Source organism: Aureimonas sp. Leaf427 (assembly GCF_001425485.1).
In the GTDB taxonomy this organism is placed as follows: Bacteria; Pseudomonadota; Alphaproteobacteria; order Rhizobiales; family Rhizobiaceae; genus Plantimonas.
This window is the reverse complement of record NZ_LMQW01000043.1, coordinates 1-23,451: the sequence shown is the minus strand read 5'-3', so window position 1 is coordinate 23,451 and position 23,451 is coordinate 1. Positions and strand designations below refer to the sequence as shown.

The following is a 23,451-nucleotide window of genomic DNA, read 5'->3' as shown; positions in this document are numbered from 1 at the left end:
ATGCGAAAAATCGTGCTCGACACAATCGGCCCGCGAAGCTTTATCAACCCTCTTCGCGGCGAACTCTTGTGCCTCTCCCGGCATCGGCGTATATGCGTCGTGCATTGACGTAAACGTCAAAGTTCGATGCGCTACGACGCAAGACGGGAGAGACGATCATGCCGGTCTACCAGGCCCCCATCGCCGACACGCTCTTCGTGCTGAACGATCTTCTGGGACTGCAACGCTACGACAATCTGCCAGGATTCTCGGACGCTTCGGCCGATGTCGTCGAAGCCATTCTCGGCGAAGCCGGGCGCGTTGCATCGGAGGTCCTTCAGCCGCTGAACCAGGTGGGCGACCACGAAGGTTGCACGCGCCATGCCGACGGCAGCGTGACGACGCCCAAGGGCTTCGGCGAGGCCTATCGCGTCTTCCGCGAGGGCGGCTGGGGCGGGTTGTCCATCTCGCCCGACTTCGGCGGCCAGGGCCTGCCGCACACGCTGTCGGCCGCCGTCAACGAATACATGTCCGCCGCCAACATGGCCTTCGCCATGTATCCGGGCCTGACCGCCGGCGCGATGGCCGCGATCGTGCAGCACGGCACCGACGAGCAGAAGTCGACCTATCTGCCGAAGATGGTGGACGGCGCCTGGACCGGCACGATGAACCTGACCGAGCCCCATTGCGGCACGGATCTCGGGCTTCTTCGCACGAAGGCGGTCCCCGCCGCGGACGGCAGCTTCCGCATCTCGGGCCAGAAGATCTTCATTTCCGCCGGCGAGCACGACCTTTCCGAGAACATCATCCACCTCGTCCTCGCCCGGATCGAAGGCTCGCCGGAGGGCGTGAAGGGCATCTCGCTCTTCATCGTGCCGAAATTCGTGCTGACCGAAGCGGGCGAGCCCGGCGAGCGGAACGCGGTGTCCTGCGGCTCCATCGAGGAGAAGATGGGCATCCACGGCAACGCGACCTGCGTCATGAACTATGACGGGGCGACGGGCTATCTCATCGGCGAGAAGGACAAGGGCCTGCGCGCCATGTTCACGATGATGAACGAAGCGCGGCTGGGCGTCGGCATCCAGGGCCTCGCCATCTCGGAAGCGGCCTACCAGAACGCCGTCATCTACGCCCGCGAGCGTATCCAGGGTCGTTCGCTCTCCGGCGCCAAGGCGACCGACCGGGCGGCCGATCCGATCATCGTCCACCCGGACGTCCGCCGTATCCTGATGACCATCCGTTCGATCAACGAGGCGGGCCGCGCGCTCGTGCTCTGGACGGCACTGAAGGGCGACCTCTCGCATCTGGCCGAGGACGAGAAGGAGCGTCAGGCCGCCGACGACTGGATGGGCCTGATGACCCCCGTCATCAAGGGCGTCCTCACCGACAAGGGCTTCGACAACGCCGTCCAGGCGCAGCAGATCTACGGCGGCCACGGCTACATCCAGGAATGGGGCATGGAGCAGTTCGTGCGCGACGCCCGCATCGCCCAGATCTACGAAGGCGCGAACGGCATCCAGGCGCTCGATCTCGTCGGTCGCAAGCTCGCATTGAACGGCGGTCGCGCGATCCAGGCCTTCTTCGCCGAGGTCAACGCCTTCTGCGAGGAGCACAGGGCGGACGAGGCCATGGCGCCCTTCACCAAGGGCCTGCACAAGGGCTCCAAGGATCTCGGCGCGGCGACGATGTGGCTGATGCAGAACGCGATGGCCAAGCCCGACAATGCCGGCGCCGGCTCCACCGACTACATGCACCTCTTCGGCCTCGTGGCGCTGGGCTACATGTGGGGCCGCATGGCCAAGGTCGCGCAGGACAAGCTGAAGGCCGGCGCGAACGGCGACGCGGCCTTCCTGGAGAAGAAGCTCGTCACCGCGCGCTTCTACATGGAACGCCTGATGCCGGAAACATCAGCCCATCTCGCCCGCATCTCCGCCGGCGCGGACTCCATGATGGCCCTCGACGCCGAGGCCTTCTGACGTAAGGTGAGGCGGCACGCGGCGCGCCTCAAGTTCCGATGATCCGATTCGTCGTCGCTCCGTCACGAGGATGCGACAGGCCGTTGCGAGGATGGCGCGGCCCCACCATTCCGGGAGACCTCTCATGACCGAAGCTTACATCTACGATCACGTCCGCACCCCCCGTGGCCGCGGCAAGAAGGACGGCTCCCTCCACGAGGTGTCGTCCGCCCGCCTCGGCGCCAAGGTGCTGGAGTCGCTGCGCGACCGCAACGGCATCGACACGTCCAAGGTCGACGACATCATCTTCGGCTGCGTCGATCCGGTCGGCGAGGCCGGCGCGGTGATCCCGAAGGCCGCCGCCTTCGAAGCCGGCTACGACTTCAAGGCGCCGGGCATCCAGATCTCGCGCTTCTGCGCTTCCGGTCTCGACGCGGTCAATCTCGGCGCGGCCAAGATCGCCTTCGGTGCCGACGACCTCGTCGTGGCGGGCGGCGTGGAATCCATGTCGCGCGTCGGCATGGGTGCCTCCGGCGGCTCCTGGTACATGGACCCCTCCGTCGGCATTCCCGCCTATTTCATGCCGCAGGGCGTCTCCGCCGATCTCATCGCGACGAAGTACGGCTTCTCGCGCGACGACGTCGACGCCTATGCCGTCGAGAGCCAGAAGCGCGCCGCGCGCTCCTGGGAGGAGGGGCGCTTCGCCCGATCGGTGATCCCGGTCCTCGACCAGAACGGCATCGTCATCCTCGACCATGACGAGCACATGCGGCCTTCCACCGACATGCAGTCGCTCGGCAGCCTGAACGCCTCCTTCGCCATGCCCGGCGAGATGGGCGGCTTCGACGCCGTCGGCATCCAGGCCCATCCCGAGATCGAGGCCGTCAACCACGTCCACCACGCCGGCAACTCCTCCGGCATCGTGGACGGCGCCGGCGCCGTTCTGCTCGGCTCCAAGGAGGGCGGCTCGATCATCGGCAAGGCGCCGCGCGCCCGCATCCGCGCCTTCGCCAATATCGGCTCGGACCCCGCGCTCATGCTGACCGGTCCCGTCGACGTGACGGAGAAGCTGCTCGCCCGCGCCGGTATGCAGATTTCCGACATCGACCTCTTCGAGCTGAACGAGGCCTTCGCCGCCGTCGTGCTTCGCTACATGCAGGCCTTCGAAATCCCGCACGACCAGATCAACGTCGCGGGCGGTGCCATCGCCATGGGCCATCCGCTCGGCGCGACCGGCGCGATGATCTTGGGAACGGTGCTGGACGAGCTGGAGCGCCAGAACAAGACGACCGCGCTCGTCACGCTCTGCATCGGCGCCGGCATGGGCTCGGCGACGATCATCGAGCGCGTCTGAGCCGGGCGCCATGGGCTCGGCTCCGCAGGATCGAACGACGTCAGGCCGTGGCGAAGCGCCCCGGCCGGATGGCATCGAGGCTTCCCGCCGCGATCGGCGGGAGGGCCTCGAAGGCCGGTCTTGCGAAGTAGTAGCCCTGGAAGAGGCGGATGCCGGCGGCGCGCAGCGCGTCGAACTCGGCTTGCGTCTCGATGCCCTCGGCCAGAAGCGTGATGTCGAGTTCGCGGGCGATGTGGACGATCGCCGCGATGATCGTCTGCCGCGCGCGGCTCGTGTCGATGCCGCGGATCAGCTTCATGTCGATCTTGATGAGGTCGGGCTGGAAATCGGCGAGAAGGCCGAGCCCCGCATAGCCCGCGCCGAAATCGTCCAGCGCCGTGATGAAGCCCTGGCGGCGATATTCGGTGATGATCTTCGTCAGGTGGTCGGTGTCGGCGATCTCCTCGGCCTCGGTGAACTCGAACATGATCGAGGCCTGGGGGAAGCGGTGGGTCCTGGCGGCGGCGAGCGTGGCGCGCAGGCAGGCGGCGGGCTCGTAGACCGCGCCCGGCATGAAGTTGATCGAAAGCTGGACGGCGGATTCGGCGGGAAACAGCTTGGAGGCGAGTTCGATCGCCTTCACGCGGCAGGCCTGGTCGAAGCGGTATCGCTGATCGTCCTGGACCTGCGAGAGGATCTGGTAGGCGCCCTCGCCTGCCGTGCCTCGGATCAGGGCCTCGTAACCCCAGACGCGCTCCGCGCCGACATCGTAGATCGGCTGGAACGCCATGGAGAATGTGAAACCGAGTTCGGCGCCGGATCGGCAACCCTCGCAACCTGTTGCCATCGTGTGGAACCCGTCAGGAACAATCGATACGCAAGCATCGCACCAAGGCATTGATTACGGGTGAACAATAGTTGGTCGGGCCGCCAAACGGCGCCCGCCGCCGAAGACGAAACCATTTGCCGTCGACTTGATGGCGGCATTCCAAATCCAACGACGTCGAGACAACCGGGAGACAACGACGATGAAGAACTTCACGATCGAGACCGACGCAGACGGCATCGCCCTCATCACCTGGGACATGCCGGACCGGTCGATGAACGTCTTCACCGAAGAGGTCATGCACGAGCTCGACGCCCTGATCGATCAGGTCGTGGGCGATGCCGCGATCAAGGGCGCCGTCATCACCTCCGGCAAGAAGGGCAGCTTCTCCGGCGGCGCCGATCTGAAGATGCTGCGCGGCATGTTCGACGCCTACGAGGCCAAGCTCGCGAACGACAAGACGGCGGCCGTCGCCGAACTCTTCGAGCGCGCGGGCGCCATGACCTGGATCTTCCGCAAGCTGGAGACCTGCGGCAAGCCCTTCGTCGCCGCGATCAACGGCGTCTGCATGGGCGGCGCCTTCGAGCTGGCGCTCGCCTGCCACGCCCGCGTCGCCGCCACCGAGGCGAAGATGGCCCTGCCCGAGGTCAAGGTCGGCATCTTCCCCGGCGCCGGCGGCACGCAGCGCGTGCCCCGTCTCACCGACACGCAGTCCGCGCTCCAGATGCTTCTGAAGGGCGAGACGCTCTCGGCCTCCAAGGCCAAGGCGATGAAGCTGATCGACGAGGCCGTGCCGCTGGCCGAGCTCGTGGACAAGGCCAAGGCTCTTCTGAAGGCGGGCGTCCCCGCCGTGAAGGCCTGGGACCAGAAGGGTTTCAAGCTGCCGAGCGGCCTCGTCTATTCCCCGGCCGGCGCGCAGCTCTGGCCGGCGGTCTCCTCGCTCTACCGCAAGGAGACGCAGGACAACTATCCCGGCGCCCGCGCCATCGTGAAATGCGTCTACGAGGGCCTTCTCCTGCCGATGGACCTCGCGTTGAAGGTCGAGCAGCGCTACTTCGCCAGCGTCCTTCAGACGACCGAAGCGGCCATGATGATCCGCTCGCTCTTCGTCTCCATGCAGGATCTGGGCAAGGGCGCGCGCCGGCCGAAGTCGGTCGGTCCGAAGACGCTCGCCAAGGTCGGCATCGTGGGCGCCGGCTTCATGGGCGCGGGCATCGCCTATGTCTCGGCCAAGTCCGGCCTCGAGGTCGTGCTCCTCGACCGCGACCAGGCCGCCGCCGACAAGGGCAAGGCGCATAGCCAGGGCATCGTCGAGAAGCTGGTCGGCCAGGGCCGCCTCGCCAAGGAGGAAGCCGACGCGCTCCTCGCCCGCATCACCGCCACGCCCGACTATGCCGCGCTCGCCGATGTCGACCTCGTCGTCGAGGCCGTCTTCGAGGACAAGGACGTGAAGGCCGACGTGACGAAGAAGGTCGCCGCCGTCATGAAGCCCGGCGCGATCTACGCCTCGAACACGTCCACGATCCCGATCTCCATGCTGGCCGAGGCCTTCCCGGAGCGCACGCGCTTCATCGGCATCCACTTCTTCTCGCCCGTCGACAAGATGATGCTGACCGAGGTCATCATGGGCAAGGAGACCGGCGAGGACGCTCTGGCCGTGGCGCTCGACTTCGTGCGCGCGATCAAGAAGACCCCGATCGTCGTCAACGACACGCGCGGCTTCTTCGCCAATCGCTGCGTCTTCCGCTACCTTCACGAAGCCTACGACATGCTGATCGAGGGCGTTCCGGCCGCGATGATCGAGAACGCGGCGAAGGCCGCCGGCATGCCCGTCGGCCCGCTCGCGCTGAACGACGAAGTGGCGGTCGATCTCAGCCAGAAGATCCTGAAGGCGACGATCCGCGACCTCGGCGCGAACGCGGTCGACTCCGAGCATTTCGCGCTGGTGAACCGGATGGTGGACCAGGAAGGGCGTCTCGGCCGCAAGGCCGGCAAGGGCTTCTACGACTACCCCGCCAAGCCCGCCAAGAAGCACCTCTGGCCGGGCCTGAAGGATCTCTACCCGCAGAAGCGCGCCGAAGAGGTGAACTACGGCGAGCTGAAGCAGCGCTTCCTCGTGACCATGGCGCTGGAAGCCGCGCGCACGATGGAAGAGGGCGTCGTCACCGATCCGCGCGAGGCCGATGTCGGCTCGATCCTCGGCTTCGGCTTCGCGCCCTATACCGGCGGCACGATCTCCTACATCGACGGCATGGGCACGAAGGCCTTCGTCGCCCTCTGCGAGAAGCTGGCGGCGAGCTACGGCGACCACTTCCAGCCGACGCTCCTCCTGCGCGAGCTCGCCGCGACCGGCGAGACCTTCTACGCCCGCTTCGCGCCGGCCGAAGCGCAGGCCGCCTGAGCACACGACGACAGCGGAGGCGGGCCACATCGTCCCGTCTCCGGCTTTGACCGTGACCGTGAAATTTGGCCCCGCTACGCAGCTTCCTTAGCCGAATCCTTCCTGAACTTTCCGAACAGCCCCTTCTTCTCCGGCACGGGCACATGCCCCCGCGAGGAGCTCTTGCCGATCGTATCGGCGACGCGCGCGCCGCGTTCGCCGAGCGGCTTTTCCGGCAGATCGGTCGTGTCGAGCGCCGTCTGGTGCTCCATCTCCGCGTTGATCTCCGCGCCGATGATGAAGATCAGCGACGACACCCAGACCCACATCATGAAGCCGATCACGGCCCCGAGCGAGCCGTAGGTCGCGCCGTAATTGGCGAAGTTCTGGAGATACCAGGAGAAGGCGATCGAGCCGAGCAGCCAGACGACCGAGGTCAGAAGCGCGCCGAAGATCACCCAGACCCAGCGCGCCCGGTTTCGGCTGGGTCCGTAGCGGTAGATCAGCGCGATCGAGCCGACGATCATCGCGAAGACGACCGGCCAGCGCATCGAGGCGATCAGCGTGTCGGTGAAGCTGGACAGGCCGAACACCGCCATCACGGCGGGCACGACGCCGACCGACACGATCAGGATGATCCCGATGAACACGGCGCCGAGCGTGAAGCAGAAGGCGATGAGATTGAGCTTCAGGAAGGAGCGCTTCTCCTGCTCGCCATAGGCGACGTTCATCGCCTCGAAGAGCGTCTTGATGCCGTTGTTCGCGCTCCAGAGCGAGAAGGCGAGACCGATGATGAAGCCTCGGGAGAGAATGGCGATATCCTGCGAGGCCAGGCGCTCGAGCTGCGCCTGCAGAAGCTCCATCCCGGCCTGCGGCAGGAACTGCCCGATGAAGGCGATGTGGCCGGCGATGGAATTGGGGTCAGCGACGAACCCGTAGAGCGAGACGAAGACGGCGAAGGCCGGGAAGAGCGCGAGCAGGAGATAGAAGGTCGCCCCCGCCGCGATCAGCATGACGCGGTCCTCGAAGAAGGAGAAGTAGAGCCGCCGCCCGATGTCTCCCCAGCCCTTGAAGGGAATGGAGAAGGGTCCGGTCGCATCGCGCCCGCGCCCCGGCTCGGCCGCCCGCCGCCGCATTTCCTCGCTGGTGTTCTGGCCGAATCTCGGGCTCATCGTCGTCTTCGCCGTCTCAACCTGTGCCACCGGCCGCCGCGCCGCCGGACTGCCGCTTCAGCCATATCGGGCGCACCGGCCTCTCGGCCACGGCACGCCGTGCTCTTTCTCGCGAAACGGCCTATCTTTTCCACGAGAATGCCGTCTTTCGCGACCGGGTTCCGCACCGGGAGCGGTTGCACCGGAAGCCTCGGGGCCGATATCACGGGCGAACGTTGGAGGAGCCCGCCATGCCGGTCATCGACTATTACTTCACCTCGATCTCGCCCTTCACCTATCTCGGCCACGAGGAGATCCGCTCCGTCGCCGGCCGCCACAATGCCAAGCTGGCCGTAAAGCCGATCGATCTCAAGGTCATCTGGGCGGTCACCGGCCATCTCCCGCTCGCCCAGCGCCCGGCCATGCGCCAGGACTATCGCATCATCGACATGAAGCGCGTCGCCGAGCGGCGGGGACTGCCGATCAACGTGCGGCCGAAGTTCTTTCCGGCCGATGCGAGCTTCGCCGATCTCGTGACCGTCTCCCTCGTGGCATTGGATATCTCGCCGCTCGACTTCATGGAGACCGTCTTCACCGGCGTCTGGGTCCGCGACGAGGATATCGCCGACCGCGTCCAGATCGAGGACTATCTGAAGCGTCTCGGCCTTCCCGCGTCCGAGATCATCGAGCGCGCCGAGGCGCCGGAAGCGGCCGCGATCCGCAAGGCCAATTCCGACGCCGCCATCGCCGCCTGCATTCCCGGCAGCCCCGGCTTCGTCCTCAACGGCGAGCCCTTCTTCGGCCAGGATCGGATCGACGATCTCGAACATGCCCTCGATACGGGTCGCCGGGCTTTCCGGGCAGACTGACAGAGCCGCGCGGATCGACGGAACCGCGCACACCGACAGGCCGCGCGAATGGATCGAACGCCTTGCGCGCGAGGCGTCTGGACATTGTCCGCGTCCTGTCTTAGAACCAGGGATAAAGGTATTTATTCCTTCGACCTTCCTTCTTTGGAACCCTTGCGGATGTTCTCCCATGAACGGGTCTGGGCGGCGATCGACGGTCTGGCCGCCCGGCACAAGATGACCGCATCCGGCCTCGCGCGACGCGCGGGCCTCGATCCCACGACCTTCAACAAGTCCAAGCGCACCGCCACGGACGGGCGGCCGCGCTGGCCTTCGACCGAATCCATCGCCAAGATCGTGGAGGCGACGAGCACCTCGCTGGAGGAGTTCACCGACCTCATGCGCGGCGGCGCGGCTTCGGCGGGCGGGCGGCCTGCGAGCTTGGCCACCGTGCCGCTGATCGGCTTCGCGCAGGCGGGCGCGGGCGGCTATTTCGATGATGGCGGCTTTCCCGCCGGCCAGGGTTGGGACGAGATCGCCCTGCCCCAGGCGACCGGCGACGAGCCTGTCTATGCGCTGGAGGTCTCCGGCGATTCCATGCTGCCGCTCTATCGCGACGGCGACATCGTCATCGTCGCCCCCGGCGCCTCCGTGCGCCGCGGCGACCGCGTCGTGGTTCGCACCAAAGGCGGCGAGGTCATGGCCAAGGTCCTGCAGCGGCAGACGTCGAAGACGATCGAACTCGTCTCCATCAATCCCGATTTTCCCGACCGGCAGTTCCCGATCACCGAGATCGAGTGGATCGCGAGAATCCTTTGGGCGAGCCAATAAATCTTAGGCCGCCATCGGCTCGACACGAAAAACGGGCGATACGTTCCGCATGATGCTCGACGATTCCCCCACCGAGGCTCCCTCGCCCGCCCGCCGCATCACCCTGATGATCGCGGGTCTCGTGCTGATCGCCGGCAGCTTCGCCTTCACGGTGCCGCGCCGGGCCGAGATCGCGGCCTCCATGGCGCCGCCCATGGTGCTCGAAGTGCCCGACGAGATGCCGGACATGGAGCCGGAGGTTGCCGATACGGGTTCGGACGGCGGCGCAGACGCGCCGCAGGCCGCCGCCACGGCCGGGGGCGCGAGCACCGCCACGACCGGAATCCCCGCGCCGGTCGCGATCGAGCGCGCGCCGGCCGGGCAGTCCCTGCCGCCGCTCGCGGTCGATCGGACGGCCGAGCCGGCGAAGCCGAAGATGCAGGTTCTGACGCGCCCGATCGCCATCGACACCGCGACCTTCCTCATTGGCCGCGCGCGCGTGAAGCTCGTCGGCGTCGAGCCCGCGCCCGTCGGCAAGCGCTGCGAGGCGAAATACGGCGGCACATGGCCCTGCGGCGCGACGGCCCGGACGGCGCTTCGCTCCTGGCTCCGCGCCCGCTCGATCGCCTGCGACGTGCCGGAGGACTTCGCCAAGAGCTCGTCCATGACCGAGAGCCGCTGCTTCCTCGGCGAGCGCGATATCGGCACCTGGCTCGTCGAAAGCGGCTGGGCGACGGCCGTTCCGGGCGGTCCCTACGAGACGGCCGAGGCGAAAGCCAAGGAGGCCGGTCTCGGCATATGGGGCGGCGGCTGACTCCGCCACCGGCCCCATTTCATGAGGGATGCCGGACGAGGTCCGGCATGAGGGTGGATCGGGCCGCCTTGGACGACAGCGTTCCATCCAGCGCAGCGCGGATCAGCGCCCGCGTCTCCGCGATGCCGTAGAGCGAAACGAAGGAGCCGAAGCGCGGCCCCCGCTCCTGCCCGATCAGCGTCTGGTAGAGCATCTGGAACCAGGCACCGGAAACGCCGGGACCGCCGCTCGGCCCGGTCTTCTTCAGGTCCTGATAGCGCTCGATCGGCCGCGCGACGTCGAGGATCGCATCCTGGATGGCGTCGCCGTCGGCGGCAGGGTCGAGGGCGGCGAGCTTCTCGTCCAGCGCCTTCAGCGCTTCGCGCTCCACCTCGTCGGGCGCGCGGAAGACCTTGGAGGGCTCCACGAAATCCTTGAAGTAGCGAAGCGCGTAGCCGACGAGCCGGTCGAGTTCCGGAGCGGTCTCCGGCGTCGTACCCGGCGAATAGCGCGTGATATAGCCCCAGAGCGTCGCCGTATCGCCGGCATTGGAGGCCGAGACGAGGTTGAGCAGCATGGCGAAGGGCACGGGCGGCCCCGAGCGCGGCGCATCGCCCGCATGGATGTGCCAGACGGGGTTCTGCAGGAGTTGCTGGAGCGTCTGGCGGTTCTGCGCGTCGAGAAAGCCGAAATACTCGTCGGCCGCCTTCGGAATGACGTCGAAATGCAGGCGCTTGGCGGCCCGCGGCTTGGCGTACATGTAGAAGGACAGACTTTCCGGCGAGGCATAGGCCAGCCAGTCGTCGATCGTCAGGCCGTTGCCCTTCGACTTCGAAATCTTCTGGCCCTTCTCGTCGAGGAAAAGCTCGTAGTTGAAGCCTTCGGGCGGCGTGCCCCCGAGCGCACGGCAGATCTTGGAGGAGAGCGTGACGGAATCGATGAGATCCTTGCCCGCCATTTCGTAGTCGACGCCGAGCGCGGTCCAGCGCAGCGCCCAATCCGCCTTCCACTGGCACTTGACCGCGCCGCCCGTGACGCTCGTCTCGATCCGCTCGCCGGTGTCGGGGTCGAGATAGGCGATCGTGCCGCGCTCGGGATCGCGGTCCACCATGGGCACCTGCAGGACGATGCCGGTCCTGGGATGAATGGGCAGGAAGGGCGAATAGGTCGCGCGGCGCTCGGCGCCGAGCGTCGGCAGGATGATCTCCATGACCTCGTCATAGGCACGGAGCATCTTCAGAAGCGTCTCGTCGAGGCGGCCGGACGTGTAGTAGTCGGTGGCGGAGGCGAACTCGTAGGAGAAGCCGAACCGGTCGAGAAAGGCGCGCAGCCGGGCATTGTTGGCCGCGCCGAACGAGGGATGCTCGTTCGAGAAGGGATCGGGCACGCGGCTGAGCGGCTTGCCCAGAAAGCTCGCCATCATCTCCCGGTTCGGCACGTTGTCCGGCACCTTGCGCAAACCGTCGAGATCGTCCGAGAAGCACAGGAGCCGCGTCGACACCTTGTCGGCGGTGAGGACGCGGAAGGCGTGGCGGACCATCGAGGTGCGCGCCACCTCGCCGAAGGTTCCGATATGCGGCAGGCCGGATGGCCCATAGCCCGTCTCGAACAGAACCTCACCCTGCTTGGGCTTCGCCTCGAACCGCGCGACGAGCTTCCTGGCTTCCTCGAAGGGCCAGGCGTTCGAACCTTGTGCCTCGGCGACGAGCTCGTCGCTGATGGTGATGGGAAGCGGAGCGGCGGCGCTCATGGGGAAACCTCAAAGCAATCGAACGGCGCGGCCCACGGGGGCCGAGGCGCCATCGTTCGTCTATGGCGACCCCGCCATCACGTCAACAAACCGCCCGGCCGTTCGGGCGTTCAGAAGGCGCTGACGGGAAAATAGCGCAGCAGCAGTTCCGAGAACGTCCCCTTGGCGACGACCTGCCCGATCGCGTAGTCGAAGGCCTTTGCCAGATCGGCGTCCTTGCGGGCGAGCGCGATGGAAAGCCCCTCGCCGAGGAAGCGGTCGGAGAGGTAGGGCCCGCCCGAGAAAGCGCAGCAACCGTCGGCCGCCTCGCTTTCCAACCAGAAGGACAGATCGATCCCGTCGCCGAAGACGGTGTCGACCGCGCCGCTCTTCAGCGCCGAAAGCGCCTTGGCACGGTCGCCGAAGCCGACGCGCCGTATGCCGGGGAAGAAGGCGTCGAGCATGGCCGCGTGGGCGCTGCCCTCGACCGTGCCGACCGCCCGTCCGGCAAGCGCCTGTCCTATCGGCTCCGCCAGGGGCGCCGCCTTGCGGGTGACGAAACGGGCGGGATAGCGCAGATAGCTCTCGGTGAAGGCCAGCCGACGCCGGCTCTCCGGCGTGATCGCGACGCCCGCGATCACCGCCTCGGCCTCGCCCTTTTCCAGAAGCGGCACGAGTTCGGCGAAAGGCCGTGCCTCGATCTGGCAGCGATCGACGAGATCGAGCTCCTCGCAGATGGCGCGCGCCAGATCGACGTTGAAGCCGCCGAGCCGCCCCCGCGCGTCGAGGAAGTTGAAAGGCGGATAGTCCGTGCTCGTGAGGAACCGGATGCGCTCGCGCGGCTCGATAACCGGCTTGGTCGACCGCTGGCGCTGGTCCCAGAAGTTCGGCGTCGACACGTCCTGCGCGACGGCACGATCCGCCCATCCCAGCATCGATGCGAACACCACAATCAACAGGAGAAGAGCCGCCGAAAATGCCGCCTGGGGTTTGTTTCCCGCGACCCGGCGCTCGCTGAGGATGTCTGCGGGAGACTGATGCACTCTCTGCTCCGGTGAAGCTTTGGCCGACATCTCGACCCTTCCGCGCCATGCGTGACGCACCCAACGCCATGGGATACCCCTCGATCGGCGCATCCGTCGCGATGGCCGAGGCTTCTCATGTTTCACGCGCCGTTGAAAGCGCCGAGGTGCGAGCCGGCTGGCCGCTGGCGGGGCAGGTCCTGCGAAGCATCGGCCTCAGCGCCGCGGCGCTCGGCGACGCGGCGCTGGCCGCCGAAGCGAACGGCACCGATATCGGGCGGGAGCTGATCGCCCGCAAGGACGCGACGGAGGAGGCCCTGACGGCGGCCATGGCAGCCGCGCTCGGGCTCGCCTTCGCCGCCCGCATTCCCGACGAGGAGGCCCGGATCGATGCGCCGGGCGGCCCGCCCCCGTCCAACATCCGCCGGACGCTCGGCCCCGGCCTGGAGCCGAGGATCTACGTGGCGCCGAGCCTGGACGATCTCGAGACGCTGGCGCGCGTCCTCGACCGCAGCCCGGCGGCGCGGGCGCGGATGCGGCTGACGACGCCGAGCGAGATCCGGCGCAGCACGGCGATGGAAACGGTGGCGGAACGCGCCTCGAAGGCCCGGCTCAGCCTTTCGGCGGATGCGCCCGACCTTTCCGCCCGGCAGGTGATGACGGGCACGCAGGGCGCGGTCCTGGCAGCCCTGGCGATCGGATTTGCCCTCTTCGCCCATACCTCGCCGCTGCTCTGCCTCTTCGTCCTTCACGTCGTCTCAGCACTCGTCTTCCTGGCGCCCTCCGGTCTTCGGCTCGCGGCCGGCCTCTCGGCTCGGCCCGGGACGGCGGTCATCGATGCCCCGATGGCGGGGGTACGGCCACTCTACAGCGTTCTCGTCGCCCTTCGCGGCGAGGAGGAGGTCGTGCGCGAACTCGTGGGCGCCCTGACCGCGCTAAGATGGCCGCGCTCCCGGCTCGAGGTCTTCCTCGTCTGCGAGGCGGACGATCCCGGAACGATCGCCGCCGTGCGCGCCGCTATTGCCGGCGAGCCGGGCTTCGAGATCGTCATCGTCCCCGTCTCGCATCCGCGGACCAAGCCGAAGGCGCTGAACTTCGCGCTGCCCCTTGCGAGCGGCGAGTTCGTGGTCCTCTACGATGCCGAAGACCGGCCGGACCCGGGCCAGCTGGAAGCGGCCTGGCGCGCCTTTTCCGCCGGCGACGACCGGCTCGCCTGCCTTCAGGCCGAACTCACCATCGCGAACGGCCGGGAAAGCCGCCTGTCCGGCCTCTTCGCCCTGGAATATGCCGCGCTCTTCCGGGGCTTCCTGCCGTGGCTGGCCCGCCGGAACCTGCCGCTGCCGCTGGGCGGCACGTCGAATCATTTCAGGCGTCGGCATCTTCTCGCGGTCGGCGGCTGGGACAGCCACAACGTCACCGAGGACGCCGATCTCGGCATGCGCCTCAGCCGTCATGGATATCGCGTCGGCACGCTGGCGAGCGAGACGCTGGAAGACGCGCCGACCCGCTGGCGCGTCTGGCACGCCCAGCGCACGCGCTGGATGAAGGGCTGGCTCCAGACCTATCTCGTCCACATGCGCGACCCCGCCGCGCTCGGGCGCGATCTCGGCCTCCGGGGGTTTGCGGCCTTTCAGATCCTCTTCATCGGCATGATCGTCTCCGCGATCGCCCACCCGCTGTTTCTCGTCCTTCTCGGCTGGGCCATCGGCCTGCTCGCCAGCGGCCACCCGCCAGATGCCTGGACGGGCGCGCTGATGCTGCTCGATCTCGTCAACGTCCTCGGAGGCGTGCTAGCCGCCGTGCTTCTGGCGCTCGCGACCGTCGAGGGGCCGGACAGGCGCCGCCTCCTGCGAGAGCTTCTCTGGCTCTATCCCTATTGGCTGCTCGTCAGTTTCAGCGCGGCCTGCGCCTTCGTCGAACTCTACCGCCGCCCCCATCACTGGGCGAAGACGCCCCACGTCCGGCGCTTCATCGCGGAGGACGAGGAGGACGATCGAAAGACGGCGGAGAATGACGCGGCTCTTCTGTCCGTCAGGCGATTTGCCTGATGCCGAGATCGGGTGCGGCATCCGCGAAGACCACGACGGCATCCCGCCCGCCGGCCTTCGCCGCATAGAGCGCCTGATCCGCCTGCCGCAGAAGAACGGATGTGGCATCCTCGATCCCGGCATCGGAGAGGCTCGCGACGCCGATGCTGATCGTTACGCGCCCATGCTCGCTGCCGGCATGGTCGATACCGAGATTGCGAACCCTCTGCCGCATGGCTTCCGCGCGGGCCCGCGCCCCGTCGATCGTCGCCGCCGGGAGGACGGCGACGAACTCCTCGCCGCCGTAGCGGGCCACGAGATCGCCGGCGCGGCCGACCTCCGCTCCCAGCGCCGTCGCCACGTTCTGCAGGCAGACGTCGCCGGCCTGATGGCCATAGCCGTCGTTGAAGGCCTTGAAGCGATCGACATCGACCAGAACGAGGCTGATCGGCGCGCCGCTTCGCACGCATCGGGCGATCTCGTTCGCCAATCTGTCGTTGAAGGTCCGGCGGTTGGGCAGGCCGGTCAGGTCGTCCGTGGCGGCAAGGGTCGCGAGCCGCCGGTTTGCCGCTTCCAGATGATCTTCCATGGCCTTGCGGTGCGATGCGTCGCGAATGGCGAAGACCAGCTCGTCGCTGCCCTCGATCCGCCGGCCGGTGGCCTCGATCCAGACATAGCGGCCATCCCGGTGGCGGACCCGGTAGCGGAGCGCATCGCGCACCCCGCCGGCCCGAAGCCGCGCCGCCATCGAGCGGATCTGTTCGGCATCGTCGGGATGGGACAGATCCATCGCCTTCTCGCCCAGCAGCTCCTCCGGGCGCAGGCCGAGCAGCTCGACGCTGGCGCCGGAGACGAAGGTTCGCCGACCGTCGGCACTGACGCAGGTGATCATGTCGGCCGTGTTCTCGGCCAGAAGGCGGTATCGGCTTTCGCTCGCCGCGACCGCCGCCTCGGCCCTTCGACCCTCTTCCAGGCGCACGGCCGTGATGTCGAGCGTGGAGGCAAGTTCGCGGAACTCCGGCGCCTGCCAGCCCTCGATCTGCGTGCGCGCCTCGAACTCGCCGGCGCCGATGCGAGAGGCCATCTGGACGAGACGCCGGATCGGCCGGACCAGCATTTCCGTGCCGAGCCAGGATATGGCGGCGATGACGAGGCCGAGAACGAGGAGCGAGAGAAACACCGCGATGAGGCTGCGCAGGTTCACGGCGGCGATGGTCGCCGCGCGCGACGCGCCAACCAGCAGCGTCAGACCCGACGAACCGGTATCCGGCAAGGGCGCCGCGCCGAAGATCCGCGGCGTTCCGTCATCGTCGTCAAGTTCCGCGACACCGCCGTCTCGGTGGGTGCGCAGGAACGGCAGTATCGGATGGTCCGGCATGGCGGTTCCGAACAGAACCTCGTTCGGCCGGCGCACAAGGACGCGCCCCGTCGAAGCCTCCAGAAGCACCACCGAACGATCGTGACCGGAGGATAGCTCGCGCACCGATTGCATCAGATGATCGAGGCTGATCGCGGCGAAGATGACGCCGGTGGCCCGTCCGCCCACCGGCGCCATCGGCATGACGACGAGGACCGTCGTCATGCCGGCCGCGATGCCCTCCTCGTAGGTGCCGGCCGCAAAGCCGTCGGGCCCCATCGCCAGGACCTCGGCGATCCGCGATCGATCCTCCAGCCGATAGGACCCGCCGAGCTGTCCGCGGCAGATCGTGCCGCGCTCGCGGTCGGCAAGGCCGAGGCTGACGAACTGGGGATTGGCTTTCTGCAGCGACGTCATGAACGCATCGCAGCTCGGACCGCTGCTGCGCCTGACTTCGACGAGGTTGCGGATGATGTCGAGCCGCCCCCGCGCATCCTGGAACGTATCGGACAATCGGGCAGCGGCGATTTCGGCCGTCTTGCGAACGTCGAGCTTGGCGCGGTCGAGAGCGTCCCCGTAGGAATAGGCGATTCCGGCAGCGAGAAGGAGCATGAGCGGCGCAACGGACGCCGCCGTGAGCACCACGAGCCTGGCCCTGATTCCGAGGTTCTTCACGAACGGCATCAAGCGCCCCCGTCGCGTCGTCTTGTCGACGACAAGGACATAGGACGGAATGTCTTTATAAATCGCTCAGTGCGCCGCCACGTCTTTCGAAAACGGCCGTTCCCCGGCATGCCGTTTAGAAAGATTACGCAATGAAGACTGGCGAAACCTATGCAGTTTCAAGCCGAAGGTAGAAAAATTCCACAGCCGGCACCGCAACGTCGCTCAGCGGCTCGCCTCTCATTGTCCTTTGCTTCCGCTGGCAAGCCATAAGGAAAACGTCGAAAGTTTCCTGCAAGACAAACGAATAATCAGGTTGAGGTCCAGAATTTCGAAGATCACGCGGTCGTCACGGCGATTGCTGCGCTTCTCATCCAAATAGGGAGATAACGATCTAAGAGCCCCACCTGAAGTTCGGATGGGGCCGACGCGACGGCGCTTTTCGCGACTCGTTGCGTCGCCGATCTTGCAGATCGGATATCGCGCGACCTCGACGGCCCTCGCCGCCTAGAGGCTGACGGTCTCTTGCTCGACCTTGTGCCATATCTGGGGATCTTCGGCGGAGGCGATCATGATCCAGTCGAGATCGGTTTCCCGCGGCTGCAGAACGCGATCGTTGCGATTGTCGAGAACGAAGTCGCCGCTCGACGTCTTCACGACCAGAACCGCGTGCATCTCGCCCTTCGCCGTCGTCGCGACAGCGATTCGCAGCGAGGACGACGGCAGTCCCGCGCCGATGAGCTGTCGCCTCTTCGTCAGCACGTAGTCCTCGCAGTCGCCTGCCTCCACGCCGACGCTCCACTCCTCGAACGCGTCGCCCTGCGGCCGGATGCTGCGGTTCACCGATGCGTTCACCACGCGAACCTGCTGCTGCATGGGCGCATCCCAGGCGACGTCTTGGCTCGAGCCGCCCTCGCAGTCCCCGGGATTTCGCGAACAGAAGAAGAGAAAGCCGCTTGGCGCCTTCAGCAGCGGCCCTTCGACGAGGCTCTGCGGCTTGACGACCGCGTTCCCGCGCACCGCCACCCGCGTCGCCTTGGACGCCGGCGCCAGCACCTTCCGGGGCGTCAGATCGAGAACGGGCGCAACGGAGCAGGAAGCGAGAAGGAGCGCCAGGACCGGCAGCGTTCTCAAAAAGATCAATCCCGTCCCTCCCGCACCATTTCGGCGCGGTGTCTAACTCTGGTGCATCTAGAGCCCGGCTCAACCCCGCAGACCCTGTTTCCTACCGCACCGCGTCAAATTTAAGTCCTCCGACAGATCATCAGCCGCTCTTGCGTCCCTTGAGCGATCGTATCGGACTGCCCTCGAACGCCGTCGGCCGCGTCGGATAACGGCAGGCCGCTCGGCCAAAGGACCGCACGCTCGCCGAACGGCAAGAGGCATCCGGTCCGGCAAAAGATCAATGAAGTGATAGTTTTTGGCGGACGACAGACCCTCTGGGATTCATGGTCCTGCCAGAGCCCTGCCAGATCGAGCCCTCGCATCCTCTAACGACATGGAGGCTTGGGACAGACGACAGCCGTTTGGGATTCAGGCGGACCTGACGACACGGCTTTGGGATTCACTGCTCAAAGCCCGACAGACTCTCGGTTTCGCCCGAGTCGCGAGGTCAGTCTAGTTCGTCCAGGCACGTCTGCCCAGCCGGGCCCGCTGCGTCTGTTTTTTGAACGCGAACTCGAGCGTTGCACCTCGCGCGCGTCAACCGTGGAGGACGATCATGTCTCGACGCTTGATGAGGCTGCTGAGATTGTGTGACGAGTTGCCGCAAGTCTAGGCCTTCAGCAACCGCTCCTCTGCGTCGATGAGGGTGAAGACGTCGGCCAGGTCGTTGAGGCGAGCCTCGATCCACTGGTTGCGTGCCGCCAGTCCTTCCCCGTCGTCGCCCGTCGAGTCCAGGGTCGCCCAGAGCACGCAGCGCCCTTCGGCACCTCTTTCCATCCGGAAGCCAGGCAGGCGTACAGCCAGACTGTCCCCGACGAGTCCCGCGATGCGGAAGCGACGGCCGCCGGACGCCCGCGAGCAGTCGACGGCCAGTTCGGTCTTCCTTCTCAGCGTCAACGTCGCCGTGACGCGCTTGGTGGTGGCGACGTAGACGATGCCCTCGCCGCCGAAGCCGATCCTTGCAGGGCGCCAGCGACGGACCTTGGGGAGGCCCTCGATCTTCGGTTCGTCCACGGTCGAGGAAGCGGGCGCGGCATCCTTGCGGTGCAGGAGAACCCGCGCGGCGTCAGCCTTAGTCACGAGGCCGATCGAGTCCCGTCCGACCTTCAGGACCTGGACGCCCATGGCAGCGAGGCGGCTGGCCACGCCACGCGGATGGCAGCCCAGCGGGACCACGAGGTGCTCGGTCGAGACGTGCGCGTCGGCGAAGGACTCGAGGGAGGCCGGGCAGATGCCGCCCCGCCAGATGCCCCGGCCGATAACGTCCAGGCGGCCCGTCTCGACGAGCATGCGAACGGTGGGTGGCGAAACCCCAAGCCTCACCGCGGCGTCGGTGACGCTCTTGCCCGGCTCCGTCGCGGCCACGCCGGCTTCGGCCGCGTCGAACCGAAGGCTTCGGAAACCGCGGCCCCGGCCGCCGACCCCCAACGGCCGGACTTCCCCGGCCATGACGCGGCATGCCAACGCGCCGCTCGTGACCCGCATCGCGGTCACCATCCTCTCGAAGCCGACGGACGGGACGTCGGTGACCTCGAACGCGTCGATCCGTTCGAGCAACGCGTCGACGTCCGCGCGCAGGTAAGCCTTGGAGTTCAGCGGCCACAGGCGGTGGGGCACGCAGCGGACCAACCTGGCCGCCTCGAGCTTCGGGAGGTCGACGACCCGCAGTCCGAGCGCCGTGCGTGCCTCCACGGCGGTCATCGCCGTGTCGATGGCGTCCTTGGCGACAGCGAGATCGTCGGGCGAGAAGTAGAGGCGCGACGAACCGCCCCGGCCGCGTGGCAGGACGTCGTCGAGGACCGGGATGCGCCTGACCGCACGCGTCCCGATCCCGAGAGCCGAGGCGAACTCGGTCAGCGTCATCGTCCCGTCCTTGACAAGCGGCGGGGCCTTGCTGCGTCCCCACATGCGGCGGCGACCGCCGCGGCATGCGATTTCCTCCATCGCCGCGACGAGGTCGCGCGCGAGCGGGGTGTCCCGAGAGCGCGCCACCGTGGCGAGCCATCCGAAGAGGTGACCCATCGGGTGCGGCGCAGCGCCAGCGCCGCGATGGCGCCTATGGGATCGTTGGAGTTCCGGATCGCGGTCATCGCCTCGGCGAGGGTCAGGCTGCCCTCGGTGTCCAGCGCCGCGAGAAGCCGCACGCGGTCAGACAGCGTCACCCGCCAAGCGGCATACCTGAGTAGTTCGCGCGCGTTCTCCAGACGGATACACTCGAGGTCGGGCGGCGCGATGATCCGGAGCGGCATGCCCTTCGCGGCAGCCGCCGCACGGACCCAGTCGGGGATCCCCTCGGCGCCATCGTCGACGGTGCCGAGCTCAACCGCCGTCTCGCCGACGATCTCGAAGTCCGGCTGGAACGCGAGTTCGCCGTCGAACAGCGGGGTCGGGGAGCAGGTCCAGGAGGTGACGCTGGGATCGACGTCGAGAAGGCAGGCTGCGTCCCGCACGATCTGCGTACGAAAGCGTGGAAGGCCGACGCAGCGCATCGTCTGGACCGGGCCGAAGGCAGACACCGCTTCTGCGGCGACCTGTCTGCCTCCGCTCTTGGAAGCGGTCTTGAAGTGGTCTGAAGGGGGAAGGTGCATGCACGCCGCTCCGATTCGGACGGGCATGGCCACGCGTCCGCTAACCTGATCGAGGTCGGATCGTCAGCGTATGGATATGAAGTCGACGGCGGCGCACGCGACCGCGAGGCACCGGAGGCGCGTCTGCTGGCGGTCGAGGATCAGGTGCGGAACCATCCGTGAACAAGTAGTGAACTTACGATGGCTCGTCAACAGCCTTTGTCATCGCGTCGGGCGCCAGCTTCTTTACCCGGGCACGCCTTCTTCATGCGATGCCGAAGTGGCGACGGACCTCGCCCTGTCCTACGAGGTCGGTCATCAGCCTATAGTTCCTCTGTTCGAACCGCATCCGTCCGGCGATGATAGACGGGCTGATCGACAGCTTGCGCGCCCAGCTCCGCACGTCGGACTCCCGCCGCACGTCGCCGACGACCTCGGACCAGACCGACGCCGGAATCAGCGCTTCCCGTGCCCAGTCGTCGGCCTCGCGTTCCTTCCCCTCGCCTGCGGAGTCGAGGTCGTCGACGAACCACTCGCCCGCCGCCTCGCCATCGAGGTGCAGACCAACGTGCGCCAGCTCGTGGGCCAGGCAGAACCAGAAATTGTCGAGGCGGTCGTGGCGGAGCGACATGCCAATGACGGGCGAGCCGTCGGGCAGCTTGGTCGCCGCACCGTCGATCCTCGTCTTCGGCAGGTGCCTCTCGACGACGAGGTGGATGCCGTTCTTGCCGAGATACTCACGAGCGAGACGCGGCCCCTCGTCGAGGAAGCTCAACCGGACCAGCCCAGCCACGAAGCCCTCGTCGACCGACCCGGGTACGTAGCGTCCCGGCAATGTCTCGTCGCAGGCAAGCGACACGATGCGGGACGTCCAGGCCGCCACGGCGTGCTCGTCCGTCACACCCTTGGCGCGGATGGTCCTCCTGTAGAGGGCCGGCTGGAGGCAACCTGCCGAAGCCGGCGGTATGAGGGAACCCGCAAGCTCGTTGGCGCGAGCGCGCGCTTCCTTGGCGGTCCCGCAAAACCCCGGGATCCAACCACGGCGCACGATGTCGGTCCACGGCCAACGCGACGCATCGACCCCGTCCTTCGCTTCCGGCTCGCGTAGGAGCACCTCGGCGGGAATGCCGAGCCCGGCATGCAGCGCCTTGATCATCGCGAGCGTCAGGGGCCGCTTCCGGTTCATAACCTCGGACACCTTGCTGGCGCTCCCGATGAACGGCACGAGGTCGCGCTGGACCAAGCCAGCCTGATCCATCCGGAACGCGATGGCGTCGATCGGGTCGGGATGCGCGATGGCATGGTGCTTGTCCTCCCACACCTCGACGAGCGTCGAGAGGACCTCGAGTTCGTCGAACTCGGGCGTACCCGGCTCCGCGGCCATCAGGTCGCCGACGCGGGCGAGCGCGGTCTCGTAGTCGCTTTCCGACTTGATGGGCTTCACGTGCATCGGACGGTCTCCGCGTCGATCTTGTCGTAGTCCTCGTGCGTCCCGACCCAACATACGTACACATTGCTGATCACGTAGTTGATGCTGACGACGAGGCGGTAGTCGTTGCCTTTGATGTTGAAGACGATCCGCCCGTTCTTGAGGACGCTCGCGTTCCGGTAGGTCGACTTCAGGTCGTTCGGATGCTTCCACTTCGCGGCCTTCGCTTCCTCGTGCCACGATTCCAGAGGACCCTTAGCGACGAGGTGCCTCGGTTCCGACTCCCAGAACTTCTTCAACGTCTGCTTGGAGAGGACACGCATATCGTTACAGAGTTCCCTCACAAGGCACAACTTAGGAATTCCCGTCCAGGGAACAATGTTCCGTCATTTGACCGAACGAAGCGACGGCTTCCGCGCGGGTCGGATCGGCCATGTCACGCGTCGATGACTCGGATGACGCAGGAACGGTGCCCGATCGGGGAACACGGGTAAACCCCCGCTTGCACCCACGCTGTCAGGTGAAAAGGCAGAGACGGCTCACCTATCGGTCGCGCGCCGGGCAATCGGGGTTCCCGCCCCGTCTTGCGCTTCGCCACGGTTCGAAGTTGGCCGACGCTCGGCGCGTCATAGGACTTGCCGCCACATGATCGACACCGGGGTCCCGCAGAAGCTCCCGCAAGCCGTGGTCCGAGCGACGGACGTGCCAACCGCCTCCGGAGAACCCATCGATGCGCCACTTGCCGATCGTCCTTCCGCTCCTGCTGGCCACCTCCGCCGCACAGGCGTCCTCCGACGACGCCTGGGCACGCTTGAACCTGGCGGTGGCCGAGAAGTGCGCCGCGGCAAGCGGCTTGAAGCACGCGCACGTGTCCGAGCTGGTGCTCTTCGACGACACGTTGAACAAGGTGGCGACGCTGGTCACCGGCGTCTTCCCCCAGAAGGCCCTCAAGGGCGCCAAGGGCAAGATGCTCTGCATCTACGACAAGCGGAGCCAGAAGGTCTGGGTCGACGAGGCGAAGGGCTGGAGCGCCCCGGACCTCCGCTGACGCGGCATTACGATCTCATGCGGCCGCGGCTACCTCGATCCTGCTCATTCTCGGCATGACCCGCATGTAGGCGAGCGAGGCAACCAGCTCGACGACCGTCTGGGCGACGATCACCGCCGGCAGGAGAGGTACGGCGCCGGGAACGGCGAAGGCCAGCGGCAGCACGACGAGGGAGTTGCGCGTGGCTGAGCTGAACGAGATCGCCCTCGCCCCGGAAGCGTCAAGGCCCGCCAGCCGGCCCACGAACCAACCGACGATCGGTGCGGCGACGGCCTAGGCCGGATCGACATTCAGCCCAACCAGAGCATGGCGCCGGCCAAGTGGACGAAGCCTTTGAAGTGGATGGTGCGGCGGTCGTAACGAGTAGCGA

The 23,451-nt window shown here is 67.0% G+C and carries 19 protein-coding genes; 8 read left to right on the top strand and 11 right to left on the bottom strand.

Annotated features, from left to right (window positions below):
- The first annotated feature begins 158 nt into the window (after window positions 1-158).
- Together ASG62_RS18010 and ASG62_RS18005 are read left to right on the top strand one after the other, a co-directional pair.
- Window positions 159-1,955: an acyl-CoA dehydrogenase C-terminal domain-containing protein gene (locus ASG62_RS18010; RefSeq protein ID WP_056696869.1), complete on the top strand. Its 1,797-nt coding sequence runs from the start codon at window positions 159-161 to the stop codon at window positions 1,953-1,955.
- Between the two features lie 124 nt (window positions 1,956-2,079).
- Window positions 2,080-3,288 (top strand): acetyl-CoA C-acetyltransferase, encoded by a 1,209-nt coding sequence (locus tag ASG62_RS18005; protein ID WP_056696868.1) that lies wholly within the window; start codon window positions 2,080-2,082, stop codon window positions 3,286-3,288.
- Window positions 3,289-3,328: 40 nt separating this feature from the next.
- Here the strand turns inward: ASG62_RS18005 and ASG62_RS18000 are convergent, their stop codons facing one another.
- Window positions 3,329-4,114 (bottom strand): EAL domain-containing protein, encoded by a 786-nt coding sequence (locus ASG62_RS18000; RefSeq protein ID WP_056696866.1) that lies wholly within the window; start codon window positions 4,112-4,114, stop codon window positions 3,329-3,331.
- A gap of 181 nt (window positions 4,115-4,295) precedes the next feature.
- Between ASG62_RS18000 and ASG62_RS17995 the strand changes: the two genes are divergently transcribed.
- Entirely contained in the window at window positions 4,296-6,494 is a 2,199-nt protein-coding gene (locus ASG62_RS17995) for an FAD-dependent oxidoreductase (protein ID WP_056696864.1), read from the top strand.
- Between the two features lie 74 nt (window positions 6,495-6,568).
- On the opposite strand, the gene ASG62_RS17990 is transcribed toward ASG62_RS17995, so the two are convergent.
- Window positions 6,569-7,645, bottom strand: coding sequence for a YihY/virulence factor BrkB family protein (locus ASG62_RS17990; RefSeq protein ID WP_082537369.1), 1,077 nt, complete (start codon window positions 7,643-7,645; stop codon window positions 6,569-6,571).
- Window positions 7,646-7,875: 230 nt separating this feature from the next.
- Between ASG62_RS17990 and ASG62_RS17985 the strand changes: the two genes are divergently transcribed.
- The 3 genes from ASG62_RS17985 (at window position 7,876) to ASG62_RS17975 (ending at window position 10,096) form a co-directional block, all read left to right on the top strand.
- Window positions 7,876-8,493 (top strand): 2-hydroxychromene-2-carboxylate isomerase, encoded by a 618-nt coding sequence (locus ASG62_RS17985; protein ID WP_056697331.1) that lies wholly within the window; start codon window positions 7,876-7,878, stop codon window positions 8,491-8,493.
- A 159-nt stretch (window positions 8,494-8,652) separates the two neighbouring features.
- Window positions 8,653-9,303 (top strand): helix-turn-helix transcriptional regulator, encoded by a 651-nt coding sequence (locus ASG62_RS17980; protein WP_056696860.1) that lies wholly within the window; start codon window positions 8,653-8,655, stop codon window positions 9,301-9,303.
- A 49-nt stretch (window positions 9,304-9,352) separates the two neighbouring features.
- Window positions 9,353-10,096 (top strand): thermonuclease family protein, encoded by a 744-nt coding sequence (locus ASG62_RS17975; protein WP_056696858.1) that lies wholly within the window; start codon window positions 9,353-9,355, stop codon window positions 10,094-10,096.
- Between the two features lie 19 nt (window positions 10,097-10,115).
- On the opposite strand, the gene ASG62_RS17970 is transcribed toward ASG62_RS17975, so the two are convergent.
- Together ASG62_RS17970 and ASG62_RS17965 are read right to left on the bottom strand one after the other, a co-directional pair.
- On the bottom strand, window positions 10,116-11,825 hold the full coding sequence (locus ASG62_RS17970) for a lysine--tRNA ligase (protein WP_056696856.1): 1,710 nt from the start codon (window positions 11,823-11,825) through the stop codon (window positions 10,116-10,118).
- A 110-nt stretch (window positions 11,826-11,935) separates the two neighbouring features.
- Window positions 11,936-12,754 (bottom strand): transporter substrate-binding domain-containing protein, encoded by an 819-nt coding sequence (locus ASG62_RS17965; RefSeq protein WP_244487644.1) that lies wholly within the window; start codon window positions 12,752-12,754, stop codon window positions 11,936-11,938.
- A gap of 239 nt (window positions 12,755-12,993) precedes the next feature.
- Here ASG62_RS17965 and ASG62_RS17960 point away from each other — a divergent pair, with 239 nt between their 5' ends.
- Window positions 12,994-14,874, top strand: a complete 1,881-nt coding sequence (locus ASG62_RS17960) for a glycosyltransferase family 2 protein (protein WP_162246029.1) — start codon at window positions 12,994-12,996, stop codon at window positions 14,872-14,874.
- Here the strand turns inward: ASG62_RS17960 and ASG62_RS17955 are convergent.
- The 6 genes from ASG62_RS17955 to ASG62_RS17930 form a co-directional block, all read right to left on the bottom strand.
- The gene (locus ASG62_RS17955) at window positions 14,858-16,894 is read right to left on the bottom strand and encodes a diguanylate cyclase (RefSeq protein ID WP_056696851.1); all 2,037 of its coding nucleotides are present in this window, start codon (window positions 16,892-16,894) and stop codon (window positions 14,858-14,860) included. The genes ASG62_RS17960 and ASG62_RS17955 overlap by 17 nt on opposite strands.
- Window positions 16,895-17,380: 486 nt before the next feature.
- Window positions 17,381-18,016: a transglutaminase-like cysteine peptidase gene (locus ASG62_RS17950; RefSeq protein WP_056696849.1), complete on the bottom strand. Its 636-nt coding sequence runs from the start codon at window positions 18,014-18,016 to the stop codon at window positions 17,381-17,383.
- Between the two features lie 630 nt (window positions 18,017-18,646).
- On the bottom strand, window positions 18,647-19,900 hold the full coding sequence (locus tag ASG62_RS17945) for a helix-turn-helix domain-containing protein (protein ID WP_156382232.1): 1,254 nt from the start codon (window positions 19,898-19,900) through the stop codon (window positions 18,647-18,649).
- Window positions 19,897-20,625, bottom strand: a complete 729-nt coding sequence (locus ASG62_RS17940; RefSeq protein ID WP_156382231.1) for a hypothetical protein — start codon at window positions 20,623-20,625, stop codon at window positions 19,897-19,899. Before ASG62_RS17940 ends, ASG62_RS17945 begins: the two co-directional genes overlap by 4 nt.
- Window positions 20,626-20,869: 244 nt before the next feature.
- On the bottom strand, window positions 20,870-22,054 hold the full coding sequence (locus tag ASG62_RS27940; protein WP_056696841.1) for an ImmA/IrrE family metallo-endopeptidase: 1,185 nt from the start codon (window positions 22,052-22,054) through the stop codon (window positions 20,870-20,872).
- Window positions 22,045-22,356, bottom strand: coding sequence for a type II toxin-antitoxin system HigB family toxin (locus ASG62_RS17930; protein ID WP_056696839.1), 312 nt, complete (start codon window positions 22,354-22,356; stop codon window positions 22,045-22,047). Before ASG62_RS17930 ends, ASG62_RS27940 begins: the two co-directional genes overlap by 10 nt.
- 407 nt (window positions 22,357-22,763) lie before the next feature.
- Between ASG62_RS17930 and ASG62_RS17925 the strand changes: the two genes are divergently transcribed.
- Entirely contained in the window at window positions 22,764-23,081 is a 318-nt protein-coding gene (locus tag ASG62_RS17925; RefSeq protein ID WP_056696837.1) for a hypothetical protein, read from the top strand.
- 15 nt (window positions 23,082-23,096) lie between these two features.
- Here ASG62_RS17925 and ASG62_RS17920 read toward each other — a convergent pair whose 3' ends face one another.
- Window positions 23,097-23,324, bottom strand: coding sequence for a hypothetical protein (locus tag ASG62_RS17920; RefSeq protein WP_056696835.1), 228 nt, complete (start codon window positions 23,322-23,324; stop codon window positions 23,097-23,099).
- Between the last annotated feature and the right edge of the window lie 127 nt (window positions 23,325-23,451).